Source organism: Xylophilus sp., assembly GCA_009914555.1.
Classification (GTDB): domain Bacteria; phylum Pseudomonadota; class Gammaproteobacteria; order Burkholderiales; family Burkholderiaceae_C; genus WNDY01.
Genome location: WNDY01000003.1, coordinates 39,420 through 61,853 on the forward strand (window position 1 = coordinate 39,420; position 22,434 = coordinate 61,853).

A 22,434-nucleotide genomic window follows, 5' to 3' on the forward strand; every position below is an offset into this window, starting at 1 on the left:
CGGCGCACCCACCCGATTTCCGAGGAGACCCATGTCCCGACGACCCCTCGCGCGCCGCTCTTCGCCGCGCTTGCCCTGGCCTGCGGCGCCGACCGCGCGCCGGGGCGTCGTGGCCGAGGGCGTGGACGGCGTGTTCCCCACGCTGACCTACCCCTCGCACACCACGCTGGCCAAGGGCGTTGCGCCGGCGCGCCGCGGCATCGTCTACAACACGCGCTTCAACGTGGCGCAGGCCACGCCGCCGGGGCTGTTCGAGGAGGTGCAGCGCAGCGCCACGGGCACGCTCGCGACGCGCGACGTCTATTACAAATACCCGGCCATCACCGCGACAACGCCCGCGCGCTGGCCTACCTCATCAAGACCCACAGGCCGAATCTCGCGGCGATCCACGTCGTCTTCGCCGATTCGGCCCAGCACCAGCACGGTTGCAAGGGCGAGGCCGTGCGCGAGGCGGTCGCCCACGCTCGGAAAGGTGCGGGCGCTGCTCGACGCGCTGCCGCCGGGCACGAAGCGGTTGTTCCGCGTGTTCGACCACGACGCGCTGGCGCGCGTGGGCGCCGATCCGCGCGCCGCGCTTGCGGCCGAGCCGGGCATCGTCTTCACGTGCGCCGAGCGCGGCGCTGCGCTGCGGTCCGCGCGCGGCGGCGCGCACGGCTACTATCCGGACTTCGCCGAGCTCCGCACCGGCTTCGTCGCCGCCGGCGCCGGCATCGCCCGGTCCGACACGCTGCCGCGCCTGCAACTGGAGGGCGTGGCGCCCGCCGTGGCCGCGCTGCTCGGCGTGCCGCTGCCCTCGGCCGAGGGGGTCGCGCTGCCCGGAATCGTCGCAAGGAGTTCACCGCCATGACCCGCCGCACCGGCCAGCTCAAGCTCGGCTGCTTCCTGTCCAACAGCGGCCACCATGTTGCGGCCTGGCGCCATCCGCTGGCGCAGGCCGATGCGAGCATGGACTTCGCCCACTTCCGCCACCTCGCGCAGACCGCCGAGCGCGGCCTGTTCGACGCGGTCTTCATCGCCGACGTGGTCGCACTCTGGGGCCATCATCTCGATGCGCTCTCGCGCACCGCGCGCGGCGAGCACTTCGAGCCGCTCACGCTGATGGCCGCGCTGTCGTCGGTCACCACGCACATTGGCCTGATTGCCACCGCGACCACGAGCTACAACGAGCCCTACCACATTGCCCGCAAGTTCGCGTCGCTCGACCATTTGAGCGGCGGCCGCGCGGCCTGGAACCTCGTGACCTCGGTCGTCTCCGACGAGGCCTGGAACTTCGGCCGCGAGGCCCACATCGACCATGCCGGCCGCTACCGCCGCGCCGAGGAATTCCATGACGTGGTCCAGGCCCTGTGGGACAGCTGGGACGACGACGCCTTCGTGCGCGACCGGGCCGCGGGCGTCTATTTCGACCCGGCGAAGCTGCACGTGCTGAACCACACGGGCGAGCACTTCCGTGTGCGCGGCCCGCTCAACGTGGCCCGGCCGCCGCAGGGCCATCCGGTCATCGTGCAGGCCGGCGCATCGGAGCCCGGCCGCCGGCTCGCCGCGCGCGTGGCCGAGCTGATCTTCGCGGCCGGCGAATCGCTCGAAGGCGCGCAGGCGTTCTACGCCGACATCAAGGCCCGCGCCGCTGCGCTCGGGCGCGAGCCGGACCACGTCAAGATCCTGCCGGGCATCACGCCCTTCATCGGCCGCACGCGCGGGCAGGCGCAGGCGCTGTTCGACGAGTTCCAGGCGCTGATCGACCCGGTGCTCGGCCTGCGCCTGCTGGCCGACACGCTCGGCGACGACATCGACCTCTCCGGCCATCCGCTCGACGGCCCGCTGCCGCCCACGCCGGTGGGTCAGCGCGGCAGCCGGCGCGACCGGGTGCTGGAGCTGGCCGCGCGCGAGAACCTGACGATCCGCCAGCTCTACCTGCGGCTGGCCGGCGGCAACCCCGCCATCGGCACGCCCGCGGACATCGCCGACATCTTCGAGGAATGGTTCGAAGGCCGTGCGGCCGACGGCTTCAATGTGTTCTTCCCGTACTTCCCCGGTGCGCTGGAACAGTTCGTCGACCAGGTCGTGCCCGAGCTGCAGCGCCGCGGCCTGTTCCGCACCGCCTATGCCGGTCGCACGCTGCGCGACAACCTCGGCCTGCCCCGGCCGGCCTCGCGCTACGCGGGGGCGGCATGACGGCAGGGACCTGGCGGCTCGGCTTCCTGAGCCGCAGCTACAGCCCGGACGCACCGGCGCAGGCGCTGCACGACACGCTCGCGCTGTTTGCCGCGGCCGAGTCCTGGGGCTACGACAGCGGCTGGGTCGCGCAGCACCATTTCGGCGTGGAGTCGGGCCGGCTGCCGTCGCCGCTGGTGCTGCTGGCCGCGGCGGCCGAGCGCACGCGCCGATTGCGGCTGGGCACGGCCGTGGTCGTGCTGCCGCTGGAGCAGCCACTGCGGCTGGCGGAGGACGCGGCCGTGGTCGATGCGCTGTCCGACGGGCGGCTCGAACTGGGGCTGGGCGCGGGCTTCGACCCGGACGTGTTCGCCGCCTTCGGCCAGCGGCTGGAAGACCGGCATGCCGCGCACGACGCCGCGCTGGCCGCGCTGCGGGCGGCGCTGGCCGGCCGCCCGCTGCCGGGCGCGCCCGGCCTCGCGCTGCAGCCGCCCGCGCCGGGCCTGGCCGGGCGCCTCTGGCAGGCCACCACGGGCGACGTGGAAGCCGTGGCGCGCCGCGGCCACGGCCTGATCGTGGCGCGCACGCGGCCCGGCGGGCCACCGGAGACGGAACTCGCCCGGCGCTACCGCGCAGCGCATGCTGCCGCCTGGGGCACCGACGGCCCGCCGCCGCGCCTGGCCCTGGTGCGTGCTGTGGTGCCGGGCGACAGTGCGGCGGCGGTGGAGGCCGAGCTGGCGCCGGACATCCTGCGCTACGTGCAGCGGCTGGCCCGGGCCACCGGCGGCGCGCCGCCGCAGCAGATCGACACGGCCGCGGCGCTCGACCAGCTGGGCGTAGTGTATGGGCCCGCAGCACGCATCACACGTGCGCTGCAGGAGGATACTACCCTCCCTTTGGCAACGGACTTCATCGTGCAGGTGCAGACCGAGAGCACCTCGCGCCTGCAGGCGCTGACGCGGCTGGCCGAGGTGGCGCGCATCGTCGCAGCAAGCTAGGCCGGCGGCGGCGCGCGGGGACTTCAGGCGAGTTCGAAGCGGCCGGGCTCGGGCTCGCGCAGCTGGCCGCTGTCCAGCAGCCGGCGCAGCGTGAAGCCGATCGATCCGAGCGAGATGTCGGCGCCACGGGCGATGGCCGCGCGCGACAGCGGTGCGGTGCGGGTCTGTCCGGCTTCGAGCCGGGCCGCGACGAAGTCCAGCACCCGGCGCGCGTTGTTCCCGGGTCGGTGGATGACCCGGGTCGCGCTCGCGGCGGGCCGGCGCGCGGCCGGTGTGCCGCGGCGTCGGGCGCGGTCAGCGCGAGCGGCGCGCGCGCCGGCGGGGCGGCCGCGTCGAGCAGCTGCCCGCCGTGCCCGTTGCCGAGCGTGCCGGCAGCCGCGAAGTGGCCGCGCAGTTCCTGCTCGACCTGGTCGAGCTGCAACGCCAGCCGGCTCAGCGTCTTCAGGTCCTGGAAGGCGGATTCGGCGGCCGGGTGGAACGGGTTGGTCTGAAGGCCGTCGAGCAGGGCGGCCTGCTGGGCCTCGCGCGCACGGCGCACGACATCGAGCGCGCCATAGACGGCTTCTCCGGCCTGCTGCACGGCGGCGACGACGGTACGGGGGTCAAAGGTCATGGTGGATGGAAGCGTTGGACAAACGGCCGCAGTCTACGCGGATGGCGCGCCGCCGCGGTTTTTCAGCCGGCCCAGGACAGGGCTGCGAGGTCGTTGGCGAAGATCGGTGCGTCCTTCCACAGGCCGCGCAGCTCCCTGCGGGCCACGGTGATGAATTGCGGCTGGAACAGGTAGACGTTGGCTGCGTCCTCGGCCAGCAGGCGCTGGGCCTCGCCGAGCCAGCGGGCGCGGTCGGCCGGGCGCGCGCTGTTGCGCACCCTGGCGAACAGCTCGTTGAACTTCGGCGACTGGTAGCCCCAGTAGTAGTCGGGCCGGGTGTAGTTGACCAGGTCGAACGGCTCGACGTGCAGGATCAGCGACAGGTCGAAGTTGTGCTTGCCGTAGACGTTGCCGATCCACTGCGCCCACTCGACGTTCTGGATCTTTGCGATGATGCCGACCTTGGCCAGCTGCGCGGCGATCACCTCGCCGCCCTGGCGCGCATAGGAGGGCGGCGGCAGCACCAGGCTCAGCTCCAGCGGTGCCTTCACGCCCGCCTCGGCCAGCAGCCGCATGGCCTTCTCGGGGTCGTAGGGGTTGATGCCGGTGGTGTCGATGTAGCCGAAGGCGCCGGGCACGTAGTGGCTGCCGATCGGCACGCCGCGGCCGTCGGCGGCTGCGCTGATGATGGCCCTGCGGTCGATCGCGGCCGCGATCGCGCGGCGCACGCGCACGTCGTCCAGCGGCTTGTTGCGGTGGTTGATCGCCAGGATGGCCTTGCCGGGCGAGGCGTTGAACAGGATCTGGAAGCGCCTGTCGCGCTGGAACTGGTCGAGGCTGCGCGAGACGGCCGCATGCGGGAACAGGTCCACGTCGCCGGCCAGCAGCGCCGCCACCTGCGCGGCCGGCTCGGAGATGAAGCGGAACGTCACGCGCGGTATCGCCTGCGGCAGCGGGCTGCGGTAGCCGCCCCAGCGCGTGAGCGTGATGGCCGAGCCGCGGCTCCAGCCGTCGAGCCGGTAAGGTCCGGTGCCCACGGGTTTCGTGCCGTTCGTGGCCACGCTGGCCGGCTCGACGATCACGGCCGAGGCCTCGCCGAGCTGGAACAGCAGGTCCGGATCGATCTCCTTGTTGATGACGACGACCGTGAGGTCGTCCACCACCCGCGTCGTGAGGTTGGCGAAGAAGCGCCGGTCCTTGTTGGTGCTCCTGTCGACCTTGGCCCGGTCGAACGAGAACTGCACCGCCTTCGCGTCGAACGGCTGGCCGTTGTGGAACGTCACGCCGGGGCGCAGGCGGAAGGTGACGGTGCGCAGATCGGGCGAGACTTCCCAGCTCTGCGCCAGCAGCGGCGTGACGCTGCCGTCGCCGTTGACCTTGGTGAGCGTCTCGAAGATGTTGTAGAGCACGACCTCGGAAATCTCGGCACCGGCCTTGGCCGTCGGATCGAGCGTGGTCGGCTCCAGCGACAGCGCGACAGTGAGGGCGGATTTGCGGCTCTGCGCGAACGCGGGCAGAGTGGCGGCCAGCAGCGGGCTGGCCAACACGGTACGGCGGGTGGGCACGGGATCGTCCTTCGGGCGGTCGGAAAAAGCAGTGGGCAGCATGCCCGACGAAGACCCGGGACGCAAGCGCTTGCTTATTACCTTTTCGGATGAAGTGCAGGAGTATGCGTCTAAAGCGTTTGTTATTCCTGCGCTCGGCGATCTAAGGGGTGGGGGTATCCGTCACCGCCGACGCGCAAGCCGCGGATCGAGCAGGTCGCGCAACCCGTCGCCCAGCAGGTTGAGCCCGAGCACCGCGAGCGCGATTGCCACGCCGGGGAACACCGCCAGCAGCGGCGCGCGAAACAGCAGCGTCTGCGCCTCGCTGAGCATGCGGCCCCAGGACGCATCGGGCGGCTGCGTGCCCAGGCCCAGGTACGACAGCGCCGCCTCGGCCAGGATCGCGCCTGCGAACTGGATCGTGCCCTGCACGATGAGGATCGGCGCGATGTTGGGCAGCACGTGTACGAAGGTGATGGCCCAGCCGCCACGGCCGGCCGCGCGCGCAGCCAGGATGAACTCGCGCGCCCAGACCGCCCGCGCCGAGGCGCGCGCGATGCGGATGAAGCTGGGTATCGCCGCGATGCCGATCGCGATGATGGCGTTGACGATGCCGGGGCCGAAGACCGCGGCCATCATGATCGCCAGCAGGATCGCTGGGAACGCGATGGCGAAGTCGGCCGCGCGCAGGACCAGTTCCTCCACCCAGCCGCGCCGCGCCGCGGCCAGCAGGCCGATGGCGGTGCCTGCGGTCAGGCTGATCGACACGGCGATCACGCCGACCAGGATGGAATTGCGCGCGCCCACGAGCAGCAGTGAGGCCACGTCGCGCCCGAACGCGTCGGTGCCGAGCCAGTGCGCGGCCGAGGGCGGCAGCAGCTTGTCGTCGAGCACGATCTCGTAGGGCGGCCAGGGCGTCCAGACCAGCGACAGCAGGGCGGCGGCGATCAGCAGCAGCGTGAGCGCGCCGCCGAGGGCGAAGCTGCGGTGGCCGAGGGCGCGGCGGAGAAAAGCGATCATCGCTGCTTCACCCGGGGATCGATCCAGGCGTAGAGCACGTCCACGACGAAGTTCATGACGACGACCATGCCGGCCAGCAGCATCACGCAGTTGCGCACCACGATCAGGTCGCGGTTGGCGATCGACTGGAACACCAGCCGGCCGAGCCCCGGCAGGTAGAACACGTTCTCCACCACGATGGTGCCCGCGAGCAGGTTGGCGAACTGCAGCGCCATCACCGTCACCACCGGGATCAGCGCGCTGCGCAGCGCATGGCGCCAGAGGACGGCGCGCTCCGACAGGCCCTTGGCCCGCGCGGTGCGCACGAAGTCCTCGCGCAGCACCTCCAGCACGGCCGAGCGGGTGATGCGCGCCAGGATCGCCGCCTGCACCGCGGCCAGCGACAGGGCCGGCAGCAGCAGGCTTTTCAGCGAGCCCAGCGGATCGTCGGCCCAGCCCGGAAAGCCGCCGGCCGAGAACCATTGCAGCTTCACCGAGAACAGCAGGATCAGCAGGATGGCGAACCAGAAGTTCGGCACCGCGATGCCGATCTGCGCCAGCGCCATCATGCCGACGTCGCCCGCGCGGTTGTGCCGGGAGGCGGCGAAGATGCCGGCGGCCAGCGCCAGCACGGCGGTCAGCAGCATGGCGAGCAGCGCCAGCGGCACGGTGAGCGCCAGGCGCTCGGCGATCAGCCCAGCCACCGGTGTGCCGTAGGCGTGACTCTCGCCCATGTCGCCCTGGAGCAGGCCGGCGATCCACTGGCCGTAGCGCACGGGCGCGGGACGATCCAGGCCCAGCTCCTGGGCCAGCGCGGCCACGGCTTCGGGCGAGGCGTCGGGGCCCATCATCACCTGCGCGGCATTGCCCGGCAGGATGTCCAACACGACGAACACGACCAGCGACGCGGCCGCAAGCGTGACAAGCAGCAGGGCGCAGCGTTGGACGAGAAAGCGGCTCATGCGTGGGCGAAGGGCGGGGGCGCCGCATTATCGGCGGGGCGGCCGGGGTCTTGTCCGCAGCGGGATAATCAGGCCCATGCCGTGCCGCCGTCCATCGTCCATCCCTGCCGTCCGGGAGATGCCCGCATGGCGCTGATGATCACCGAGGAGTGCATCAACTGCGACGTCTGCGAGCCCGAGTGCCCGAACGACGCGATCCACCCGGGCGAGCTGATCTACGAGATCGATCCGCACCGCTGCACCGAATGCGTGGGCCACTTCGACGAGCCGCAGTGTGTGCAGATCTGCCCCGTGGCCTGCATCCCGGTCAACCCGGAATGCGTCGAGAGCCGCGAGACGCTGTGGCAGCGCTTCGAGCGCCTGCGGCGGCTCAAGGAGCAGCAGGCGGCTCCTGCCCCGTAGGAGCGGCCTGCGCGGCCGCCGGCTTGGGCCGCGGCGGCTTGCTCGTGTGGATCTGCTGCGTGGCCTTGTCCATGTCGCCGGCGATCAGCGCCGGCACGGCCTTCAGCGTGCGGTCGATCGCCTGCTCGATGCCGATGCGGTGGTCGGGCGAGGGCTTCCTGAGCACCCAGTTCAGCACTTCGGACTTCACGCCCGGGTGGCCGATGCCCAGGCGCAGCCGCCAGTAGTCGGCCGTGCCGAGCTGGGCATGGATGTCGCGCAGGCCGTTGTGGCCCGCATGGCCGCCGCCGCGCTTGAGCTTGGCCTCGCCCGGCACCACGTCGAGCTCGTCGTGCACGACGAGGATCTCTCCGGGCGCGATCTTGTAGAAGCGGGCCAGCGCCGCGACCGACTTGCCCGACAGGTTCATGAAGGTCTGCGGCTCCAGCAGCCAGACGGTGTGGCCGTCGACACTGGCGCGGGCCGTCAAACCGTGGTAGCCGCGGTCGTGCACCAGGTTCAGCTTGAACTGGCGGGCCAGTGCGTCGATCCACCAGAAGCCGGCGTTGTGGCGCGTGCCTTCGTACTCCGGCCCCGGATTGCCGAGGCCCACGAACAGTTTGATCATCGGGCGATTATCCGTGCGCTTCTCCCATGAAAAACGGCCCGCGCAGGGCGGGCCGTTCGAACCGGCGGGAGCGAAGAATTACTTCTTCTTGCCCTTGCCCTTGGCGGGCTCGGCAGCCGGAGCGGCAGCCGCTTCCGGCGCCGGCTCTTCGGCAGCCGGCGCGACGGCCGAGGCCACCACCGGGTTCACCTTGCCATGGCTGACCCACTTCGCGCCCTTGGGCAACTTGAGGTCGTTGACATGCACGGTGCCACCGTTCTTCAGACCCGACAGGTCGACTTCGATGAATTCGGGCAGTTCGGCCGGGAACACGCTGATTTCCAGCTCGGTCAGGGTGTGGTTGACCAGGTTGTGATCGAGCTTGACGGCGTCGGACTCTTCCTCGCCCTTGAAGTGCAGGGGCACCTTCACGGTCAGGCGGGTGCGGGCATCCACGCGCTGGAAGTCCACGTGCTGGATCTGCTGCTTGTACGGGTGGTACTGCACGTCGCGCAGCACGACCTTGGTGGTCGTCTCGCCGACGGTCAGGTCGAGCACGCTGGAGTGGAACACTTCCTTCTTCAGGGCGTGCCACAGTGTGTTGTGGTCCAGTTCGATGCGCTGGGGCTCGGCGGAGCCGCCGTAGATGATGCCGGGGGTCTTGCCGGCGTTGCGCAGACGGCGGCTCGCACCCGTACCTTGCGTGCCGCGATCGAATGCGACGATGGAAACAGTCATGTTGAACTCCTGGTGGAGCCGACCGCGACCAGTGCGGCTCCGGGTTGAAAAAGGCCCTCCGGCGGAGGGCCCGGCTCGTCCTTCGACGCGAACGCTGCTGCTTAGAACAGGTTGTTCTGGTCGGAGAACAGACTCATCACCGAATCGCCGCGGGCGATGCGCTGAATGGTTTCCGCGATGAGCGGCGCGACGCTGAGCTGGCGGATCTTGCTGCAGCCCTGCGCGTTGTCGTTCAGCGGGATAGTGTTGGTGACGACGACTTCGTCGAGCGCCGAACCCTCGATGCGGCCGATGGCCGGGCCCGAGAAGATCGGGTGCGTACAGTACGCATAGACCTTCCTGGCGCCGCGCTCCTTGAGCACTTCGGCCGCCTTCACGAGCGTGCCGGCGGTGTCGATCATGTCGTCCATGATCACGCAGTTGCGGCCGTCGATCTCGCCGATGACGTGCATTACCTCGGACTCGTTGGCCTTCGGGCGGCGCTTGTCGATGATCGCCAGGTCGGTGCCCAGCTGCTTGGCCAGCGCCCGGGCGCGCACCACGCCGCCGACGTCGGGCGACACGACGATCAGGTCGTCGTAGTTCTTCTGGCGCAGGTCGCCCAGCAGGACGGGCGATGCGTAGATGTTGTCGACCGGGATGTCGAAGAAGCCCTGGATCTGGTCGGCGTGCAGGTCCATGGTCAGCACGCGGGCCACGCCCACGGTCTGCAGCAGGTTGGCGACGACCTTGGCCGTGATCGGCACGCGGGTGGAGCGCACGCGGCGGTCCTGGCGGGCGTAGCCGAAGTAGGGGATCACGGCGCTGATGCGCTCGGCCGACGAACGCTTGAGCGCGTCGACCATGATCAGCAGTTCCATCAGGTTCTCGTTGGTCGGCGCGCAGGTCGACTGCACCACGAAGACGTCGCGGGCACGGACGTTCTGGGTGATCTCGACCGTCACTTCTCCGTCGGAGAAGCGGCCCACGTTGGCGGAGCCGAGCGTCGTGCCCAGGTGCTGGGCGATCTCCGAGGCAAGGGCCGGATTGGCATTGCCGGTGAAGACGAGGAAATCGGGGTGTTGAACCTGCTGCATAGAGCCCCAGCGAGCTGTGTGGATTGCCTTGAGCGTCTGCCTGTACGTGGCAAGCGTATTTGGCAGGGGAAGAAGGATTCGAACCTTCGCATGCCGGAATCAAAATCCGGTGCCTTAACCAACTTGGCGACTCCCCTACACAGGTCGATGCCTGCGTTCAGACACCCACCTCGAACTTTATCCGCTCACCCATCCCGCCAGGGGATGGACAGCCAGATTGCTGCACTGCCGAACCTGCCAGCCCTGCGGGGCCTGGAGCAGCTGCGACCGCTGCGGCAGATGCGCAAATACTGCACTGCCGGATCCTGTCATCCTTGCCTGCAGCCCCTGCGATTCTAGCCAATGAATGGCTTGGTCCACATCGGGGCAGAGGATGCGTGCAACAGGCTGCAAATCGTTTCGGCCGTAGCTGAAACCGTTATGTTTCAGCGATTCAGCGAAGCCTTCGATTATAGACATGGAATTATCCCGTCGAAGCAGATTCGACGAAAAAATTTCCGCGGTGCCGACCCCCGCCGGCGGCTTGGCGACGATGAAACGCGCCGCAGGAAGCTCCAGCGGCGTGATCGCCTCGCCGATGCCTTCGACCCAGGCATTGCGTCCGCGCAGGAAGAAGGGTACGTCGGCGCCCAGCGCCAAGCCGATCTCCAGCAGCCGGGCCAGCGGCAGGTCGAGCCGCCAGAGCCGGTTGAGCGCGAGCAGGCAGGCCGCCGCGTCGGACGAGCCGCCACCCATGCCGGCCTGCGACGGGATGCGCTTGTCCACCGCGATGTGCGCGCCCTGGCCGCAGCCTGTGGCCTGCTGCAGCGCCCGGGCGGCGCGCAGGACCAGGTCGTCGGGTGGCAGCGGCGTGCCGATGTCCTCGCGGCTCAGCGCGCCGCCGCCGCGGCGCTCGAAATGCAGGATGTCGCACCAGTCGATCAGCATGAAGGCCGACTGCAGCGTGTGGTAGCCGTCGGGCCGCCGGCCGGTGACGTGCAGGAACAGGTTGAGCTTGGCCGGCGCCGGCACGTCGTAGAGGGCCCGCATGGCGGGGCTTAGCGGTCGAGCACGACGCGCAGCACGGCCGGCGGCAGCGGGTCTTCTCGGTAGGCCGTGAGCCGGCCGGTGCCGGCTTGGCTCAGGTCGGCGCGCCAGCCCGGCACGACGGCCTGCTGACCATCGAGCCAGCGGAACAGGGCCGGCACCGGCAGCGGCGTGCCGGTCACGTGGCGCACCAGCGCGTCGAGCGATTCGAAGCTGCGCGCACCGTCGTCGGTATGCAGCGTGGCGGCGTCCGGCGCCCATTCCAGCCGGGCGACGGTGCTGCCCAGCGGCGTGAAGAAGCTCAGTTCGCCGCGCTCGGGCGAGCCGCGCAGGTCGAACGTGGCCGAGAAGGACTGCGATTGCGCGTCTTCGACCTGCAGGGCCAGCCGGCCGCTCCAGCGCGCGCCGCCGTGCGACGCGGCTGCGATGCGCGGCGGCTGCTGAGCGCAGCCGGCGAGCAGCAGCGCGCCCAGGCCGCAGAGCAGCAGCCGGCGCGGCACGCGAGCCGCGCCGCTCACAGCTTCACCTTGAGGCGCCTGAGGGTGGACTGCAGCGTCTCGTTCGCGGCGTCCTGCTGCTGGGCCTCGCGCCAGACCTTCGTCGCTTCGTCCCGCTGGCCGGCGGTCCACAGCACTTCGCCGTAGTGGGCGCCGATCTCGGGATCGGGCCGGGCCTTGTAGGCCTCGCCCAGGATGCGCAGGGCCTCCGGCAGGTTGCCGAGGCGGAACTCGACCCAGCCCAGGCTGTCGCTGATGAACGGGTCGCCCGGCGCGTATTCGAGCGCCTTCCTGATCAGCTCGCGGGCCTCGGGCAGGCGCTGGCCGCGATCGGCGAGGGAGTAGCCGAGCGCGTTGTAGGCATGGTGGTAGTCGGGCCTGCGGGCGATCAGCGTGCGCAGCAGCTCCTCCATCTTGCCGAGGTTGCCGAGCTTCTCGGCCAGCATGGCCTGGTCGTAGAGCAGGTCGGCATCGTCGGGCGACTGCTGCGCGGCCTTTTCCAGCAGCGCGTAGGCGCCCTGGTAGTCCTTGGCGTCGCGCAGCAGCTGTACCTCGGCGGTCAGCTTCATGCGCTGCTCGGCCTGGTTGCGCGCGGGCAGCTTGCGGATCAGCTCGCGCGCCTCGGGCAGCCGGCCCTGGCTCGCGAGGATGGACGCGCGTCGTGTCTGGGCCGCGAACAGCTCCTCGGCATTGTCGATGCGGGCCAGCCAGCCTTCGGCTGCGGCGAAGTCGCGGCGCTTCTCGGCCAGCTGCGCCATCAGCAGGTAAGCCTGCTGCAGGCCGCGGTCGCGCGTGGCCTGGTTGGCGCCGCCGGCCTGGGCCAGCGCGATGTAGCGCTGGAGCGATGCCTCGGCCGCGGCCACATCGTTGTTCTGGGCCTGCAGCGTGCCCTGGACCAGCCAGGCCTCGGCGTTGTCCGGCTTCTCGGCGGTGACCACCTGCAGCTGCTGCGTGGCCTCGGGATAGCGGCCGATGTCGATCAGCACACGCGCATAGGCCAGGCGCAGTTCCGGCAGCGGCTTGCCTTGCAGGTAGCGGGCCACGAGCGCGTCGCCGTCCTTGTTGCCGGCTTCGAGCAGTTCGAGGCCGAGCATCGCCGGGCCTTCGAAGGCCGGCTCCAGTGCCTGGGCGCGGTTGGCGGCCTCCAGGGCACCGGCGGCGTCGCCCGCAGCCAGCCGCATGCGACCGACCGTGGTCCAGGCCGCAGGGCCGGTAACGGGGCTTGCCAAGTCGGCGGCGATGGCCTGCTCGACGATGCCGGCGGCCAGCTTATTGTCAGGCGCGCGGGCGTAGAGCTGGGGAATGGCGGCCAGCGTGGCCGGTTTGTTGACCACCGGCGTGGCCGCCAGTTCGCGCTTGAGCGGCTCGGCGGATTCGGCGATGCGGTTGAGCGCGACCAGCACTTGCAGCAGCGCCCGGTTGGCCTCGCGCGACGCGGGCTCGGCGTTCCGCCAGGCCTGGGCCGCGGCCAGGGCGGGCTCGCCGGAATGCGCCTGCCAGGCGATCTCGACGGCGCGCTGGTAGAGCTGCGGGTCGTTGGACTTTCGCGCGGCGTCGAGGATGAGGGCATAGCCCGATCCCGGATCGCCGCCGCCGGTGGTGAGCTCGCCGAGGAAGACTTCGTAGAACAGTTCGGCGTCGCGCGCCGCGGTCGCGGAGGCCTGGTCGTCCCGCTGCGGTGCGGCTGGCGTGGTCTTGTGCTGCGGAACCGTGGCAGCGCCGGCGCCGCCGGCTGCCAGTGCCGCGATGGCGAGGGCCAGTGCGGCAAGACGGTGGGTTTTCATCATCGAACCATAATAGTCCAGCCAGGTAAATAACGTGTTTCCCCCTGCTGCCGCACCATGCCCGAACTGCCGGAAATCGAAGTCACCCGCCTCGGCCTGGCCGACCGCATCGCCGGGGCGCGCATCGAGGGCGTGCGCCTGGGCAAGCCGCTGCGCTGGCCGCTCGGCGTGGAGCCCGCATCGCTGATCGGCCGCACCGTGCTGCGGCTGCGGCGGCGCGGCAAGTACCTGCTGATGGACCTGGACGAGGGCCTGTTGCTGCTGCACCTGGGCATGTCTGGCAGCCTGAATTTCGGCGACGGCCCCTTGCCCGATCCAGGCGCGCACGACCACTTCGACCTCGCGACCACGCGCGGCGGTCTGCGGCTGCACGACCCGCGCCGCTTCGGCGCGGTGGTCCATGCCGCGTACGAGGACGACCCGGTCGCCCGCAGGCTGCTGGCGGGCCTGGGCGTCGAGCCGCTGACCGATGCGTTCGATGCGGCCGCCTTCCACGCGGGCTTGCGCAGGCGCGGCGCGCCGATCAAGCAGGTGCTGCTCGCGGGCGACCTGGTGGTCGGCGTGGGCAACATCTATGCGTCGGAGGCGCTGTTCCTCGCGGGCATCCGGCCGACCACCAGGGCCTCGCGCATCGGCGCGGGCCGGGCAATGAAGCTGCACGCGGCGATCCGGAACGTGCTGGCGCGCGCCGTGGCCCGGGGCGGCAGCACACTGCGCGACTTCGCCGGGCCGGGCGGCGAGTCGGGCTACTTCCAGCTGGAGGCCAACGTCTATGGCCGCGCCGGCCTGCCGTGCCGCGTCTGCGGCACGCCGGTGCGCATGCTGCGGCAGGGCCAGCGGGCGACCTTCTACTGTCCGCAGTGCCAGACCTAGCGCGGGCACCCGGCATTCGTGTGTGTAACTTGCTGCGCAAGCCGTCGTAGAGCACCGTAACCGAGTGCTATGTAGTCAGTCGGCCTCTCTCCACCGCCCCTCGACCCGCGCGCACTCCGACTGTGGCTCCACCTTCCTTCAACGAGAAATTCGATCAGCACGGCGCATGGCGCCGCGAATTCGCCTTGCGCCTGAAGCGGCTGGCCGAGTGGATGGAGAGCCACGAGCTGCTCGACGCGGCGGTGCAGGAGCGGCTGCGCCGGCTTGAGGAACAGGTGCGTTCCGACCTGGTCCGCGTCGCCTTCGTCGCCGAGTTCTCGCGCGGCAAGTCCGAGCTGATCAACGCCATCTTCTTCGCGGGCTACGGCCGGCGCATCATGCCGGCCGCGGCCGGGCGCACGACCATGTGCCCGACCGAGCTGGGCTACGACGCCGCGCTGCCGCCGAGCCTGCGCCTGCTGCCGATCGACACCCGCCTGCAGCCGCAGGGCCTGGCCGAATGGCGGCTCAATCCCGCGGCCTGGACCGAGATAGCGCTCGACGTGAACGACGCCGCCCAGCTGGCCGGCGCGATTGCCAAGGTGGCCGAGGTGCGCCGCGTGACCCAGGACGTGGCGCGCGCTCTCGGCTTCTGGCACGACGACATTCCCGAGGACAACCCGCTGGCCGATGCCGAGGGCCTGGTGGAGGTGCCGGCCTGGCGCCACGCGCTCATCAACATCGCCCATCCGCTGCTGCGGCAGGGCCTGGTCATCCTCGATACGCCCGGGCTCAACGCCGTGGGCGCCGAGCCGGAGCTGACGGTCAACCTGATCCCGCAGGCCCATGCGGTGGTCTTCATCCTGGGGGCGGACACCGGCGTGACCCGCTCCGACCTGGCGATCTGGCGCGAACACCTTGTGGTGCCGCCCGGCCACACCGAGGCGCGCCTCGTGGTACTCAACAAGATCGATACGCTCTGGGATGTGCTCAGCTCCGGCGCCCAAGTGCAGGCCCAGGTGGAGCGCCAGCGCAGGACATCGGCCGAAATGCTCGGCGTGCCTCCAGCCCAGGTGCTGCCGGTGTCGGCCCAGAAGGGCCTGGCCGCCAAGATCGCCGGCAACGCGGCGCTGCTCGACGCCAGCCGCCTGCCGCAGCTGGAGGAGGTGCTGGGCCGCGGCATCCTCGGCCAGCGCCAGGCCATCCTGCGCGCGGCCGTGGCCACAGGCATCGCCAGCCTGCGCACCGAGACCACGCGCCTGCTCAACATCCGCCGGCGCGACCTCGACGAGCAGATGCTGGAGCTGCGCAGCCTGCGCGGCAAGAACACCGCGGTGATCGAATCGATGCGCGGGCGCATCGAGCAGGAGCAGCGCGAGTTCGACCAGAGCACTTCCAAGATCCAGGCCGTGCGTGCGGTGCACCTCAAGCTGCTGCGCGAGGCCTTCCAGCAGCTCGGCGGCACGGCGCTCAAGGCCGAGATGGGCGAGCTGACCGGCCGGCTGCAGGAGCGCGGCCTCATCAAGCTCGGTGTGCGCCAGGTCTACCAGGACACCTTCGTGCGGCTGCGTGCCACGCTGGGCCGCACCCGCACCGCGGCCGACGAGCTGTACGAGATGCTCTCGGGCACCTTCCGCCAGCTCAATGCCGAATACGGCTTCTCGCTGCAGGCGCCCAGCGCGCCCGACCTGTCGCGCTTCGGCAAGGAGCTCGACGGCATCGAGCAGGGCCATCTGCAGTACCTGGGCGTGTCCAACGCGCTCAAGCTGGCGCAGCCCGAGTTCGCCGCGCGTCTGGTGCGCGCACTGGCCACGCGGCTGCGCACGGTGTTCGAGTCGGCCGCCAACGAACTGGAGCTGTGGAGCAAGTCGGCCACGGCCCAGCTCGACGCGCAGCTGCGCGAGCGGCGCCGCAGCTTCGTGCGCCGCATCGAGGCGGTGGACCGCATCCAGCAGGCGGCCGACGGGCTGGAGGAGCGCATCCGCGAGATCGAGGCCAGCGAAGACGTGATCGCGCTGCTCGACGCGCGCCTGCAGGAGCTGACCGGCCATCTGCTGGAGGAGCCTGCCGCGCCCGCCAGGACGGCGGCCGCGGCGTGAGCGCCGTGGTGCAGGACAAGCCGGCGGACGTGGCCGGCCGGGTAGTGCGCTGGCAGGCCGCGCACGGCCGCAACCACCTGCCGTGGCAGAACACCCACGACCCGTACCGCGTCTGGCTGTCGGAGATCATGCTCCAGCAGACCCAGGTCGCGACCGTGCTGGGCTACTACGACCGCTTCCTCGCGCGCTTCCCCGACGTGGCCGCGCTGGCCGCGGCTACAACCGACGAGGTGCTGGCGCTCTGGGCCGGGCTCGGCTACTACAGCCGCGCGCGCAACCTGCACCGCTGCGCGCAGCAGGTCGTGGCGCTGCACGGCGGCGCCTTTCCGCACACCGCGGCCGAGCTGGAGACGCTGCCGGGCATCGGCCGGTCCACGGCGGCGGCGATCGCCTCGTTCTGTTTCGGCGAGCGGGTCGCGATCCTCGATGCCAACGTGCGGCGCGTGCTCACGCGGGTGCTCGGCTTCGATGCCGACCTGGCGCAGGCGGCCAGCGAGCGCCGGCTCTGGGAGCGTGCCACCGCGCTGCTGCCGCAGGACGATCCGGCGAACGCGATGCCGCGCTACACCCAGGGCCTGATGGACCTGGGCGCCACCATCTGCCTGCCGCGCAAGCCGTCGTGCCTGCTGTGCCCGCTGCAGGAGGTCTGCGTCGCCGCGCGCCACGGCGACCCCGAACGCTATCCGGTGAAGACCCGCACGCTGCGCCGCACCAGCGAGTCCTGGTGGCTGCTCGTGGCGCGCGACGGCGCCGGGCGCCTCTGGCTGGAGCGCCGGCCCGACAGCGGCATCTGGGCCGGGCTCCACAGCCTGCCGGTGTTCGCCGACCGCGCGGCGCTGTCGGCGGCCGCAGGCGGCGGGGAGGGCGGCGACCTGCCGGTGTTCCTGCATGTGCTCACCCACAAGGACCTGCACCTGCATCCGGTGGTGGTTGATCTGCCGGCCGGTGCCGCGCCGGCGGGCGGGGGTGGCTGGTTCGGCGCTGCGGACTGGAAGGCGCTCGGCCTGCCGGCGCCGATCAAGAAGCTGCTGACAGCAATACCGGGAGTATAGGCCGCTGGCGCACAGATGGCGCCCGCATCACGTGTGTAGGGCGGGGGGTATGCGATCGCGGCCATCGAGCTCGCGGTGCCGCCGCAGTGTCACCCAGTCGCGCGCGAACGCTGCGGCCAGCCGCTCGACCAGGTAGACCGAGCGGTGCTGCCCGCCGGTGCAGCCGATGCCCACGGTGACGTAGCTGCGGTGGTCGCGCGCCAGCCGCTGCAGCCAGTGCGCAAGGAACTGCTCGATGTGCGCGGCCATCTGGCCGACTTCCTCGCTGCGCTGCAGGTAGTCGATCACCGGCGCGTCGCGGCCATCGAGCGTGCGCAGCGCCGGCTCGTAGTGCGGGTTGGGCAGCATGCGCACGTCGAACACGTAGTCGGCGTCGAGCGGGATACCGCGCTTGAAGGCGAAGGATTCGAACACCAGCGTGAGCGGGCCCGCGGGCGCCGCGATCAGGTCCTTGACCTGGCCCTGAAGCTGGGCCGCGCGGATCAGGCTGGTGTCGAGCACGTGCGCATGCTCGCGCAGGTCGGCCAGCAGTTCGCGCTCCAGCTCGATGGCCTGCACCAGCGCGCGCTGGTGGTCCGGCCCGTCCTCGCGCGACAGCGGATGGCGCCGCCGCGTTTCGGAAAAGCGCCGCACCAGCGCGTCGGTGGCCGCGTCGAGGAACAGCACCCGCACCGCGACGCCCTGGCCGCGCAGCGTGCGCAGCTGCTGCGGCATCAGCGGCAGCGCGGTGGCGCTGCGCACGTCCACCGCAATGCCCACGTGCCGGGCCGCCTGCTTGCTCTGCAGCTCCACGAAGGGCAGCAGCAGCTCGGGCGGCAGGTTGTCCACGCAGTAGTAGCCCGAGTCCTCCAGCGCATGCAGGGCGACCGACTTGCCGGAGCCCGACATGCCGGTGATGAGGACGATTTCCAGTGCCATGGCCGCTGTTCCTTTTCTCAACCTCTGGCGGTGCGGCGCCGCGGCGCGGGCACTGGCGGCTGCGCCCCGCCATCGAGCAGTTCGCGCGCATGGGCCAGCGTGGTGGCCGACAGCCGTTCGCCGCCCAGCATGCGGGCCAGCTCGGCCACGCGCAGCTCGCCCTCGACCGGCGCCACGCCGCTGGTCGTGCCGGCGGCGCTGCGCTGCTTGGCCACGACCAGGTGGTGGTCGGCGCAGGCGGCCACCTGCGGCAGGTGGGTCACGGCCAGCACCTGGCGGTCGCGGCCGAGCTGCTTCATCAGGCGACCCACGGTCTCGGCCACGGCGCCGCCGACGCCCGAGTCGACCTCGTCGAAGATCAGCGTCTGCGCCGGGCCCAGCGCGCTCGTCGTGACCGCGATGGCCAGCGCGATGCGCGAGAGCTCGCCGCCCGAGGCCACCTTGCCCACCGGCCGCGGCGTCGCGCCCGGATGGCCGGCCACGAGGAAGGCCACGTCCTCGGCGCCGTGCGAGGCCGGCTCGGCCGATTTCTGCAGCGCCACCTCGAACACGCCGCCCTGCATGCCCAGCCCTTGCATCGCCTGGGTGACCGCGCGCGCCAGCCGCGGCGCGGCCTGGGCGCGGGCCTGCGACAGCAGGCGCGCCGCCTGGGCATAGGCCTGGACGGCGGCCTGCTCGGCCGCTTCGAGCGCGCCGAGGTCGGCAGCCGCGTCGAGCGTGCGCAGCTCGGCGCGCCAGCCGGCCAGCAAAGCCGGCAGCTCGGCCGGCTGGCGCTTGTAGCGCCGCGACAGCGACAGCCATTGGCCGATGCGCTCGTCGAGCGTGGCGAGCCGCTCCGGGTCGGGATCGGCGCGGCGCAGCCAGGCGTGCAGCGAATGGGCCGCGTCCTCGGCCTGGGCCAGCGCACCGGCCAGCACGTCGGCCACGCTGCGAAATTCAGGTTCCAGCGCTTCCTGCGCCTGCAGCAGCTCCAGCGCGCGCGACAGCCGGGCCACGCCGCTGTCGCTGCTGCCGTCGTCCTCGCCGCCTTCGAGCGCGGCCAGCGCGCCGTGGCCGGCGTCCAGCAGCGACTGCGCGTTCGACAGCCGGGTGTGCTGGGCGTTGAGATCGTCCCACTCGTCCTCGGCCGGCGCGAGCTTGTCGACTTCGCCGATCTGCCACTGCAGCCGCTCGCGTTCGCGCTGCAGCGTGGCCTGCGCGCCGCGGGCATCGGCCAGCGCCTTCTGCGCGGCGCGCCAGGCGGCAAAGCGCTCGCGCACCGGCTGGGCCGAGGCGCCGGCATAGGCGTCGAGCAGGTCGCGCACCGCGTCGGCCCGCGTCAGGCTCTGCCAGGCATGCTGGCCGTGGATGTCGAGCAGGTGATCACCGGCCTCGCGCAACTGGCCCGCCGTGGCCGGACTGCCGTTGACCCAGGCGCGGCTCTTGCCCTGGGCATCGACCGTGCGGCGCAGCAGCAGCGTGTCGCCGCGTTCGAAGCCGGCCTCGTCGAGCCAGGGGGCGAGCGCCGCCGGGCTGTCGAACTCGGCGGCGATCTCGCTGCGTGCGGCGCCTTCGCGCACCACGCCCGCATCGGCCCGCGCGCCGAGCGCGAGCTGCAGCGCGTCGATCAGGATGGACTTGCCGGCGCCGGTCTCGCCGGTCAGCACAGTGAAGCCGGCCGACAGGTCCAGCTCCAGCGACTGCACGATCACGAAGTCGCGCAGGGCGATGCGCCGCAGTGCCACGTCAGGAGCCCCCTTCGTTCCAATGGAGTTTTTTCCGAAGCGTGTCGAAGTAGTTCCAGCCGCGCGGATGCAGGAAGCGCGCGCTGTGCTCGGAGCGGCGCACGCTGATGCGGTCGCCGTGCAGCAGCGAGGCCAGCGACTGCATGTCGAAATTGGCGTTCACGTCGCGGCCGCCGACGATCTCCAGCGTGATCTCGGCCGCGTCGGACAGCACGATCGGCCGGTTCGACAGCGTGTGCGGCGCGATCGGCACCAGCACCCAGGCATCCACGCTGGGCGGCAGCATCGGGCCGCCGGCCGACAGGGCATAGGCGGTCGAGCCCGTGGGCGTGGCGACTATCACGCCGTCGGCCCGCTGGTTGGCGACGAAGTGGCCACCGATCTCCACGCGCAGCTCGACCATGCCGGAGGTGCCGCCGCGGTTGACCACCACGTCGTTCATCGCCAGCGCGTCGAACACGCAGCGGCCGCCGCGGTGCACGCGGGCATGCATCAGCGGTCGCCGGTCTTCCTCGTACCCGCCGCGCAGCATGGGCGGCAGCGTGGCCTCGACCTCGGCCAGCGGTATGTCGGTGATGAAGCCGAGCCGGCCCTGGTTGATGCCGATCAGCGGCGTGCGGTGGCGCGCCAGCTGCCGGCCCACGCCAAGCATGGTGCCGTCGCCGCCGACCACCAGCGCCAGATCGCAGGACTGTCCGATGGCCTCCACGCCGAGCACCTCGTAGGAGGCGATGCCGAGCGAGTTGGCGGTCTCGGATTCGATAGAGACGTCGCAGCCCCGCCGGATCAGCAGCTGGGCGATGTCCTCGATGACGCGGCGCGATTCGCGCGCCGCCTCGCCGCTGGCCGGTGCGTTGTACTTGCCGATGAGGCCGACGTGCTGGAACTGCGTGCTCATCCTGCGCTGCCTGCGTGGACGCACCGGCGCGGCGCGCGGCTCGGGTCGCGGGTGGCGTTCATCGGGAAGGGCTCCGGATCGCATGGCAGAGAGGGCCGCATCCGCGGGATTCTATCTGCCGGCCCGGCGTCCGATGTGACGCCGCGGCCCTCTGGAGAAACCCTATTGCCGCACCAGCTCGACCCGCCGACGCTGGGCCTTGCCAGCCTCGCTCTCGTTGGGCGCGAGCGGCTGTGCGGCGCCGAAGCGGCCGATCGCCGAGCAGCTTCTTCACCTCCAGCGGCTTGCCCTCGTCGCCGCCTTAGCAGCAGCCTCGACCTGCCCGCGTGCCCTTGTCGTCGCGGTTGCGGGCCGCGCAGGCGCCATGGCATCCAGGAGAATCTATCGCTCCTGTCCGATCCGCTGGACGAGGCGATGGAACTGCTGCGCCGCACCGGCGCTGCCGAGGCCATCGCCACGCGCCGACGGCGTCCGCAGCGCGGCGGGAAGGGGGCAGGGGGAAGGGCGACACGCCCTAGAATCCCGTCCATGCTCGATGACCGCGCAAAGCTGCTCCTGAAGGCCCTGGTCGAACGCTACATCGCCGACGGCCAGCCGGTCGGCTCGCGCACGCTGTCGCGGGCGTCCGGGCTGGAGCTGTCGCCGGCGACGATCCGCAACGTGATGGCCGACCTGGAAGAACTCGGCCTGATCGCCAGCCCGCACACCTCGGCCGGCCGCATTCCCACGGCACGCGGCTACCGTCTCTTCGTCGACACCATGCTGACGGTGCAGCGCAAGGAACTGGCCGCGCCGCAGCTGGCGCCGGAGCAGCCGCAGAAGGTGATCGCCAATGCGGCCCAGCTGCTGTCGAACCTGTCGCAGTTCGTCGGCGTGGTGATGGCGCCGCGGCGCTCGTCGGTGTTCCGCCACATCGAGTTCCTGCGGCTGTCGGAGCGGCGGCTGCTGGTCATCATCGTCTCGCCCGACGGCGACGTGCAGAACCGCGTGATCTTCACCGAACTGGACTATTCGCAGAGCCAGCTCGCCGAGGTGGCCAACTTCCTCAACGCGCACTATGCCGGCCTCGCGATCGAGCAGGTGCGCGAGCGGCTGAAGACCGAGGTGGAGCAGCTGCGCAGCGAGATCGCAGCGCTGATGCAGGCCGCGGTGCAGGTCAGCTCCGACGTGATGACCGAGGCGCGGGACGAGGTTGTGATTTCGGGCGAGCGCAACCTGTTGGCGGTGAGCGACTTCTCCAGTGACATGGACAACCTGCGCCGCGCCTTCGAGGTGTTCGAGCAGAAGACCCAGATCCTGCGGCTGCTGGACATCTCCAGCCAGGCCGAAGGCGTGCGCATCTTCATCGGCGGCGAGAGCCAGGTCGTGCCGTTCGAGGAACTGTCGGTGGTCAGCGCGCCCTACGAGGTGGACGGCCAGGTGGTCGGCACGCTCGGCGTGATCGGGCCCACGCGCATGGCTTACGACCGGATGATCCAGATCGTTGACATCACCTCGCGGCTCGTGAGCAACGCCTTGAGTCACAAAGCCTGA

At 71.0% G+C, this 22,434-nt stretch carries 22 protein-coding genes and 1 tRNA gene; 9 read left to right on the forward strand and 14 right to left on the reverse strand.

The features are described from left to right. Positions 1–31 precede the first annotated feature (31 nt). Genes GAK38_RS02960 through GAK38_RS02970 form a run of 3 tightly spaced genes read left to right on the forward strand, consistent with a single transcriptional unit; the run spans position 32 to position 3,152 of the window. Positions 32–847, forward strand: a complete 816-nt coding sequence (locus tag GAK38_RS02960) for an alkaline phosphatase family protein (RefSeq protein ID WP_325341299.1) — start codon at positions 32–34, stop codon at positions 845–847. Next, positions 844–2,175, forward strand: a complete 1,332-nt coding sequence (locus GAK38_RS02965; RefSeq protein ID WP_325341301.1) for an LLM class flavin-dependent oxidoreductase — start codon at positions 844–846, stop codon at positions 2,173–2,175. Before GAK38_RS02960 ends, GAK38_RS02965 begins: the two co-directional genes overlap by 4 nt. After that, positions 2,172–3,152 (forward strand): LLM class flavin-dependent oxidoreductase, encoded by a 981-nt coding sequence (locus tag GAK38_RS02970; protein WP_325341302.1) that lies wholly within the window; start codon positions 2,172–2,174, stop codon positions 3,150–3,152. Before GAK38_RS02965 ends, GAK38_RS02970 begins: the two co-directional genes overlap by 4 nt. Positions 3,153–3,175: 23 nt before the next feature. On the opposite strand, the gene GAK38_RS02975 is transcribed toward GAK38_RS02970, so the two are convergent. Beyond that, positions 3,176–3,355 carry a hypothetical protein gene (locus GAK38_RS02975; protein WP_325341304.1) on the reverse strand — a complete coding sequence of 60 codons (180 nt, stop codon included), beginning with the start codon at positions 3,353–3,355 and terminating at the stop codon, positions 3,176–3,178. 146 nt (positions 3,356–3,501) lie between these two features. On the opposite strand from GAK38_RS02975, the gene GAK38_RS02980 reads away from it, so the two are divergent. Further along, positions 3,502–3,939: a hypothetical protein gene (locus tag GAK38_RS02980; RefSeq protein WP_325341305.1), complete on the forward strand. Its 438-nt coding sequence runs from the start codon at positions 3,502–3,504 to the stop codon at positions 3,937–3,939. Here GAK38_RS02980 and GAK38_RS02985 read toward each other — a convergent pair. The 3 genes from GAK38_RS02985 to GAK38_RS02995 all read right to left on the reverse strand — a co-directional run bounded on the left by GAK38_RS02985 (position 3,828) and on the right by GAK38_RS02995 (position 7,249). Next, on the reverse strand, positions 3,828–5,309 hold the full coding sequence (locus GAK38_RS02985) for an ABC transporter substrate-binding protein (protein WP_325341307.1): 1,482 nt from the start codon (positions 5,307–5,309) through the stop codon (positions 3,828–3,830). The two genes, GAK38_RS02980 and GAK38_RS02985, sit on opposite strands and share 112 nt — an antisense overlap. A gap of 162 nt (positions 5,310–5,471) precedes the next feature. Further along, the gene (locus GAK38_RS02990) at positions 5,472–6,308 is read right to left on the reverse strand and encodes an ABC transporter permease (RefSeq protein ID WP_325341309.1); all 837 of its coding nucleotides are present in this window, start codon (positions 6,306–6,308) and stop codon (positions 5,472–5,474) included. Beyond that, on the reverse strand, positions 6,305–7,249 hold the full coding sequence (locus GAK38_RS02995) for an ABC transporter permease (protein WP_325341311.1): 945 nt from the start codon (positions 7,247–7,249) through the stop codon (positions 6,305–6,307). The genes GAK38_RS02990 and GAK38_RS02995 overlap by 4 nt, the downstream gene beginning before the upstream one ends. A gap of 126 nt (positions 7,250–7,375) precedes the next feature. Here GAK38_RS02995 and GAK38_RS03000 point away from each other — a divergent pair, with 126 nt between their 5' ends. After that, on the forward strand, positions 7,376–7,651 hold the full coding sequence (locus GAK38_RS03000) for a YfhL family 4Fe-4S dicluster ferredoxin (RefSeq protein ID WP_325341313.1): 276 nt from the start codon (positions 7,376–7,378) through the stop codon (positions 7,649–7,651). On the opposite strand, the gene pth is transcribed toward GAK38_RS03000, so the two are convergent. The 7 genes from pth to GAK38_RS03035 form a co-directional block, all read right to left on the reverse strand. Further along, positions 7,620–8,258 (reverse strand): aminoacyl-tRNA hydrolase, encoded by a 639-nt coding sequence (gene pth, locus GAK38_RS03005; RefSeq protein WP_325341315.1) that lies wholly within the window; start codon positions 8,256–8,258, stop codon positions 7,620–7,622. The two genes, GAK38_RS03000 and pth, sit on opposite strands and share 32 nt — an antisense overlap. 78 nt (positions 8,259–8,336) lie before the next feature. Beyond that, positions 8,337–8,975, reverse strand: a complete 639-nt coding sequence (locus GAK38_RS03010; protein ID WP_325341317.1) for a 50S ribosomal protein L25/general stress protein Ctc — start codon at positions 8,973–8,975, stop codon at positions 8,337–8,339. Between the two features lie 101 nt (positions 8,976–9,076). After that, a complete protein-coding gene (locus tag GAK38_RS03015; protein WP_325341319.1) occupies positions 9,077–10,051 on the reverse strand; it encodes a ribose-phosphate pyrophosphokinase in 975 nt (324 codons plus the stop codon). A gap of 60 nt (positions 10,052–10,111) precedes the next feature. Beyond that, positions 10,112–10,188: transfer RNA gene (locus tag GAK38_RS03020), tRNA-Gln, on the reverse strand. A gap of 40 nt (positions 10,189–10,228) precedes the next feature. Continuing rightward, the gene (gene ispE / locus GAK38_RS03025) at positions 10,229–11,080 is read right to left on the reverse strand and encodes a 4-(cytidine 5'-diphospho)-2-C-methyl-D-erythritol kinase (RefSeq protein ID WP_325341321.1); all 852 of its coding nucleotides are present in this window, start codon (positions 11,078–11,080) and stop codon (positions 10,229–10,231) included. Between the two features lie 8 nt (positions 11,081–11,088). Beyond that, positions 11,089–11,595, reverse strand: coding sequence for an outer membrane lipoprotein LolB (locus GAK38_RS03030; protein WP_325341323.1), 507 nt, complete (start codon positions 11,593–11,595; stop codon positions 11,089–11,091). Continuing rightward, positions 11,592–13,358, reverse strand: coding sequence for a tetratricopeptide repeat protein (locus tag GAK38_RS03035; RefSeq protein WP_325341325.1), 1,767 nt, complete (start codon positions 13,356–13,358; stop codon positions 11,592–11,594). Before GAK38_RS03035 ends, GAK38_RS03030 begins: the two co-directional genes overlap by 4 nt. A gap of 57 nt (positions 13,359–13,415) precedes the next feature. On the opposite strand from GAK38_RS03035, the gene mutM reads away from it, so the two are divergent. The 3 genes from mutM to mutY all read left to right on the forward strand — a co-directional run bounded on the left by mutM (position 13,416) and on the right by mutY (position 17,361). Further along, complete coding sequence (mutM, locus tag GAK38_RS03040; protein WP_325341327.1) at positions 13,416–14,231, forward strand: bifunctional DNA-formamidopyrimidine glycosylase/DNA-(apurinic or apyrimidinic site) lyase; 816 nt, start codon at positions 13,416–13,418, stop codon at positions 14,229–14,231. 122 nt (positions 14,232–14,353) lie between these two features. Continuing rightward, on the forward strand, positions 14,354–16,309 hold the full coding sequence (locus tag GAK38_RS03045) for a dynamin family protein (RefSeq protein ID WP_325341329.1): 1,956 nt from the start codon (positions 14,354–14,356) through the stop codon (positions 16,307–16,309). Between the two features lie 8 nt (positions 16,310–16,317). Further along, positions 16,318–17,361 carry an A/G-specific adenine glycosylase gene (gene mutY, locus GAK38_RS03050; RefSeq protein WP_325341500.1) on the forward strand — a complete coding sequence of 348 codons (1,044 nt, stop codon included), beginning with the start codon at positions 16,318–16,320 and terminating at the stop codon, positions 17,359–17,361. A gap of 27 nt (positions 17,362–17,388) precedes the next feature. Here the strand turns inward: mutY and rapZ are convergent, their stop codons facing one another. The 3 genes from rapZ to GAK38_RS03065 are packed head-to-tail and all read right to left on the reverse strand — an operon-like array spanning position 17,389 to position 20,901. Beyond that, positions 17,389–18,279, reverse strand: coding sequence for an RNase adapter RapZ (gene rapZ, locus GAK38_RS03055; protein WP_325341331.1), 891 nt, complete (start codon positions 18,277–18,279; stop codon positions 17,389–17,391). Positions 18,280–18,296: 17 nt separating this feature from the next. Further along, entirely contained in the window at positions 18,297–20,003 is a 1,707-nt protein-coding gene (recN, locus tag GAK38_RS03060; protein ID WP_325341333.1) for a DNA repair protein RecN, read from the reverse strand. A 1-nt stretch (position 20,004) separates the two neighbouring features. Then, positions 20,005–20,901, reverse strand: coding sequence for an NAD kinase (locus GAK38_RS03065; RefSeq protein WP_325341335.1), 897 nt, complete (start codon positions 20,899–20,901; stop codon positions 20,005–20,007). A 528-nt stretch (positions 20,902–21,429) separates the two neighbouring features. On the opposite strand from GAK38_RS03065, the gene hrcA reads away from it, so the two are divergent. Then, positions 21,430–22,434: a heat-inducible transcriptional repressor HrcA gene (gene hrcA, locus GAK38_RS03070; RefSeq protein ID WP_325341337.1), complete on the forward strand. Its 1,005-nt coding sequence runs from the start codon at positions 21,430–21,432 to the stop codon at positions 22,432–22,434.

What these genes read in the sequence shown, in the direction of transcription:
- GAK38_RS02960 (WP_325341299.1), top strand. Translation starts at nt 32, where the DNA reads ATGTCCCGACGACCCCTCGCGCGCCGCTCTTCGCCGCGCTTGCCCTGG.
- GAK38_RS02965 (WP_325341301.1), top strand. Translation starts at nt 844, where the DNA reads ATGACCCGCCGCACCGGCCAGCTCAAGCTCGGCTGCTTCCTGTCCAAC.
- GAK38_RS02970 (WP_325341302.1), top strand. Translation starts at nt 2,172, where the DNA reads ATGACGGCAGGGACCTGGCGGCTCGGCTTCCTGAGCCGCAGCTACAGC.
- GAK38_RS02990 (WP_325341309.1), bottom strand. Translation starts at nt 6,308, where the DNA reads ATGATCGCTTTTCTCCGCCGCGCCCTCGGCCACCGCAGCTTCGCCCTC.
- GAK38_RS02995 (WP_325341311.1), bottom strand. Translation starts at nt 7,249, where the DNA reads ATGAGCCGCTTTCTCGTCCAACGCTGCGCCCTGCTGCTTGTCACGCTT.
- GAK38_RS03000 (WP_325341313.1), top strand. Translation starts at nt 7,376, where the DNA reads ATGGCGCTGATGATCACCGAGGAGTGCATCAACTGCGACGTCTGCGAG.
- pth (WP_325341315.1), bottom strand. Translation starts at nt 8,258, where the DNA reads ATGATCAAACTGTTCGTGGGCCTCGGCAATCCGGGGCCGGAGTACGAA.
- GAK38_RS03010 (WP_325341317.1), bottom strand. Translation starts at nt 8,975, where the DNA reads ATGACTGTTTCCATCGTCGCATTCGATCGCGGCACGCAAGGTACGGGT.
- GAK38_RS03015 (WP_325341319.1), bottom strand. Translation starts at nt 10,051, where the DNA reads ATGCAGCAGGTTCAACACCCCGATTTCCTCGTCTTCACCGGCAATGCC.
- ispE (WP_325341321.1), bottom strand. Translation starts at nt 11,080, where the DNA reads ATGCGGGCCCTCTACGACGTGCCGGCGCCGGCCAAGCTCAACCTGTTC.
- GAK38_RS03035 (WP_325341325.1), bottom strand. Translation starts at nt 13,358, where the DNA reads ATGAAAACCCACCGTCTTGCCGCACTGGCCCTCGCCATCGCGGCACTG.
- mutM (WP_325341327.1), top strand. Translation starts at nt 13,416, where the DNA reads ATGCCCGAACTGCCGGAAATCGAAGTCACCCGCCTCGGCCTGGCCGAC.
- rapZ (WP_325341331.1), bottom strand. Translation starts at nt 18,279, where the DNA reads ATGGCACTGGAAATCGTCCTCATCACCGGCATGTCGGGCTCCGGCAAG.
- GAK38_RS03065 (WP_325341335.1), bottom strand. Translation starts at nt 20,901, where the DNA reads ATGAGCACGCAGTTCCAGCACGTCGGCCTCATCGGCAAGTACAACGCA.
- hrcA (WP_325341337.1), top strand. Translation starts at nt 21,430, where the DNA reads ATGCTCGATGACCGCGCAAAGCTGCTCCTGAAGGCCCTGGTCGAACGC.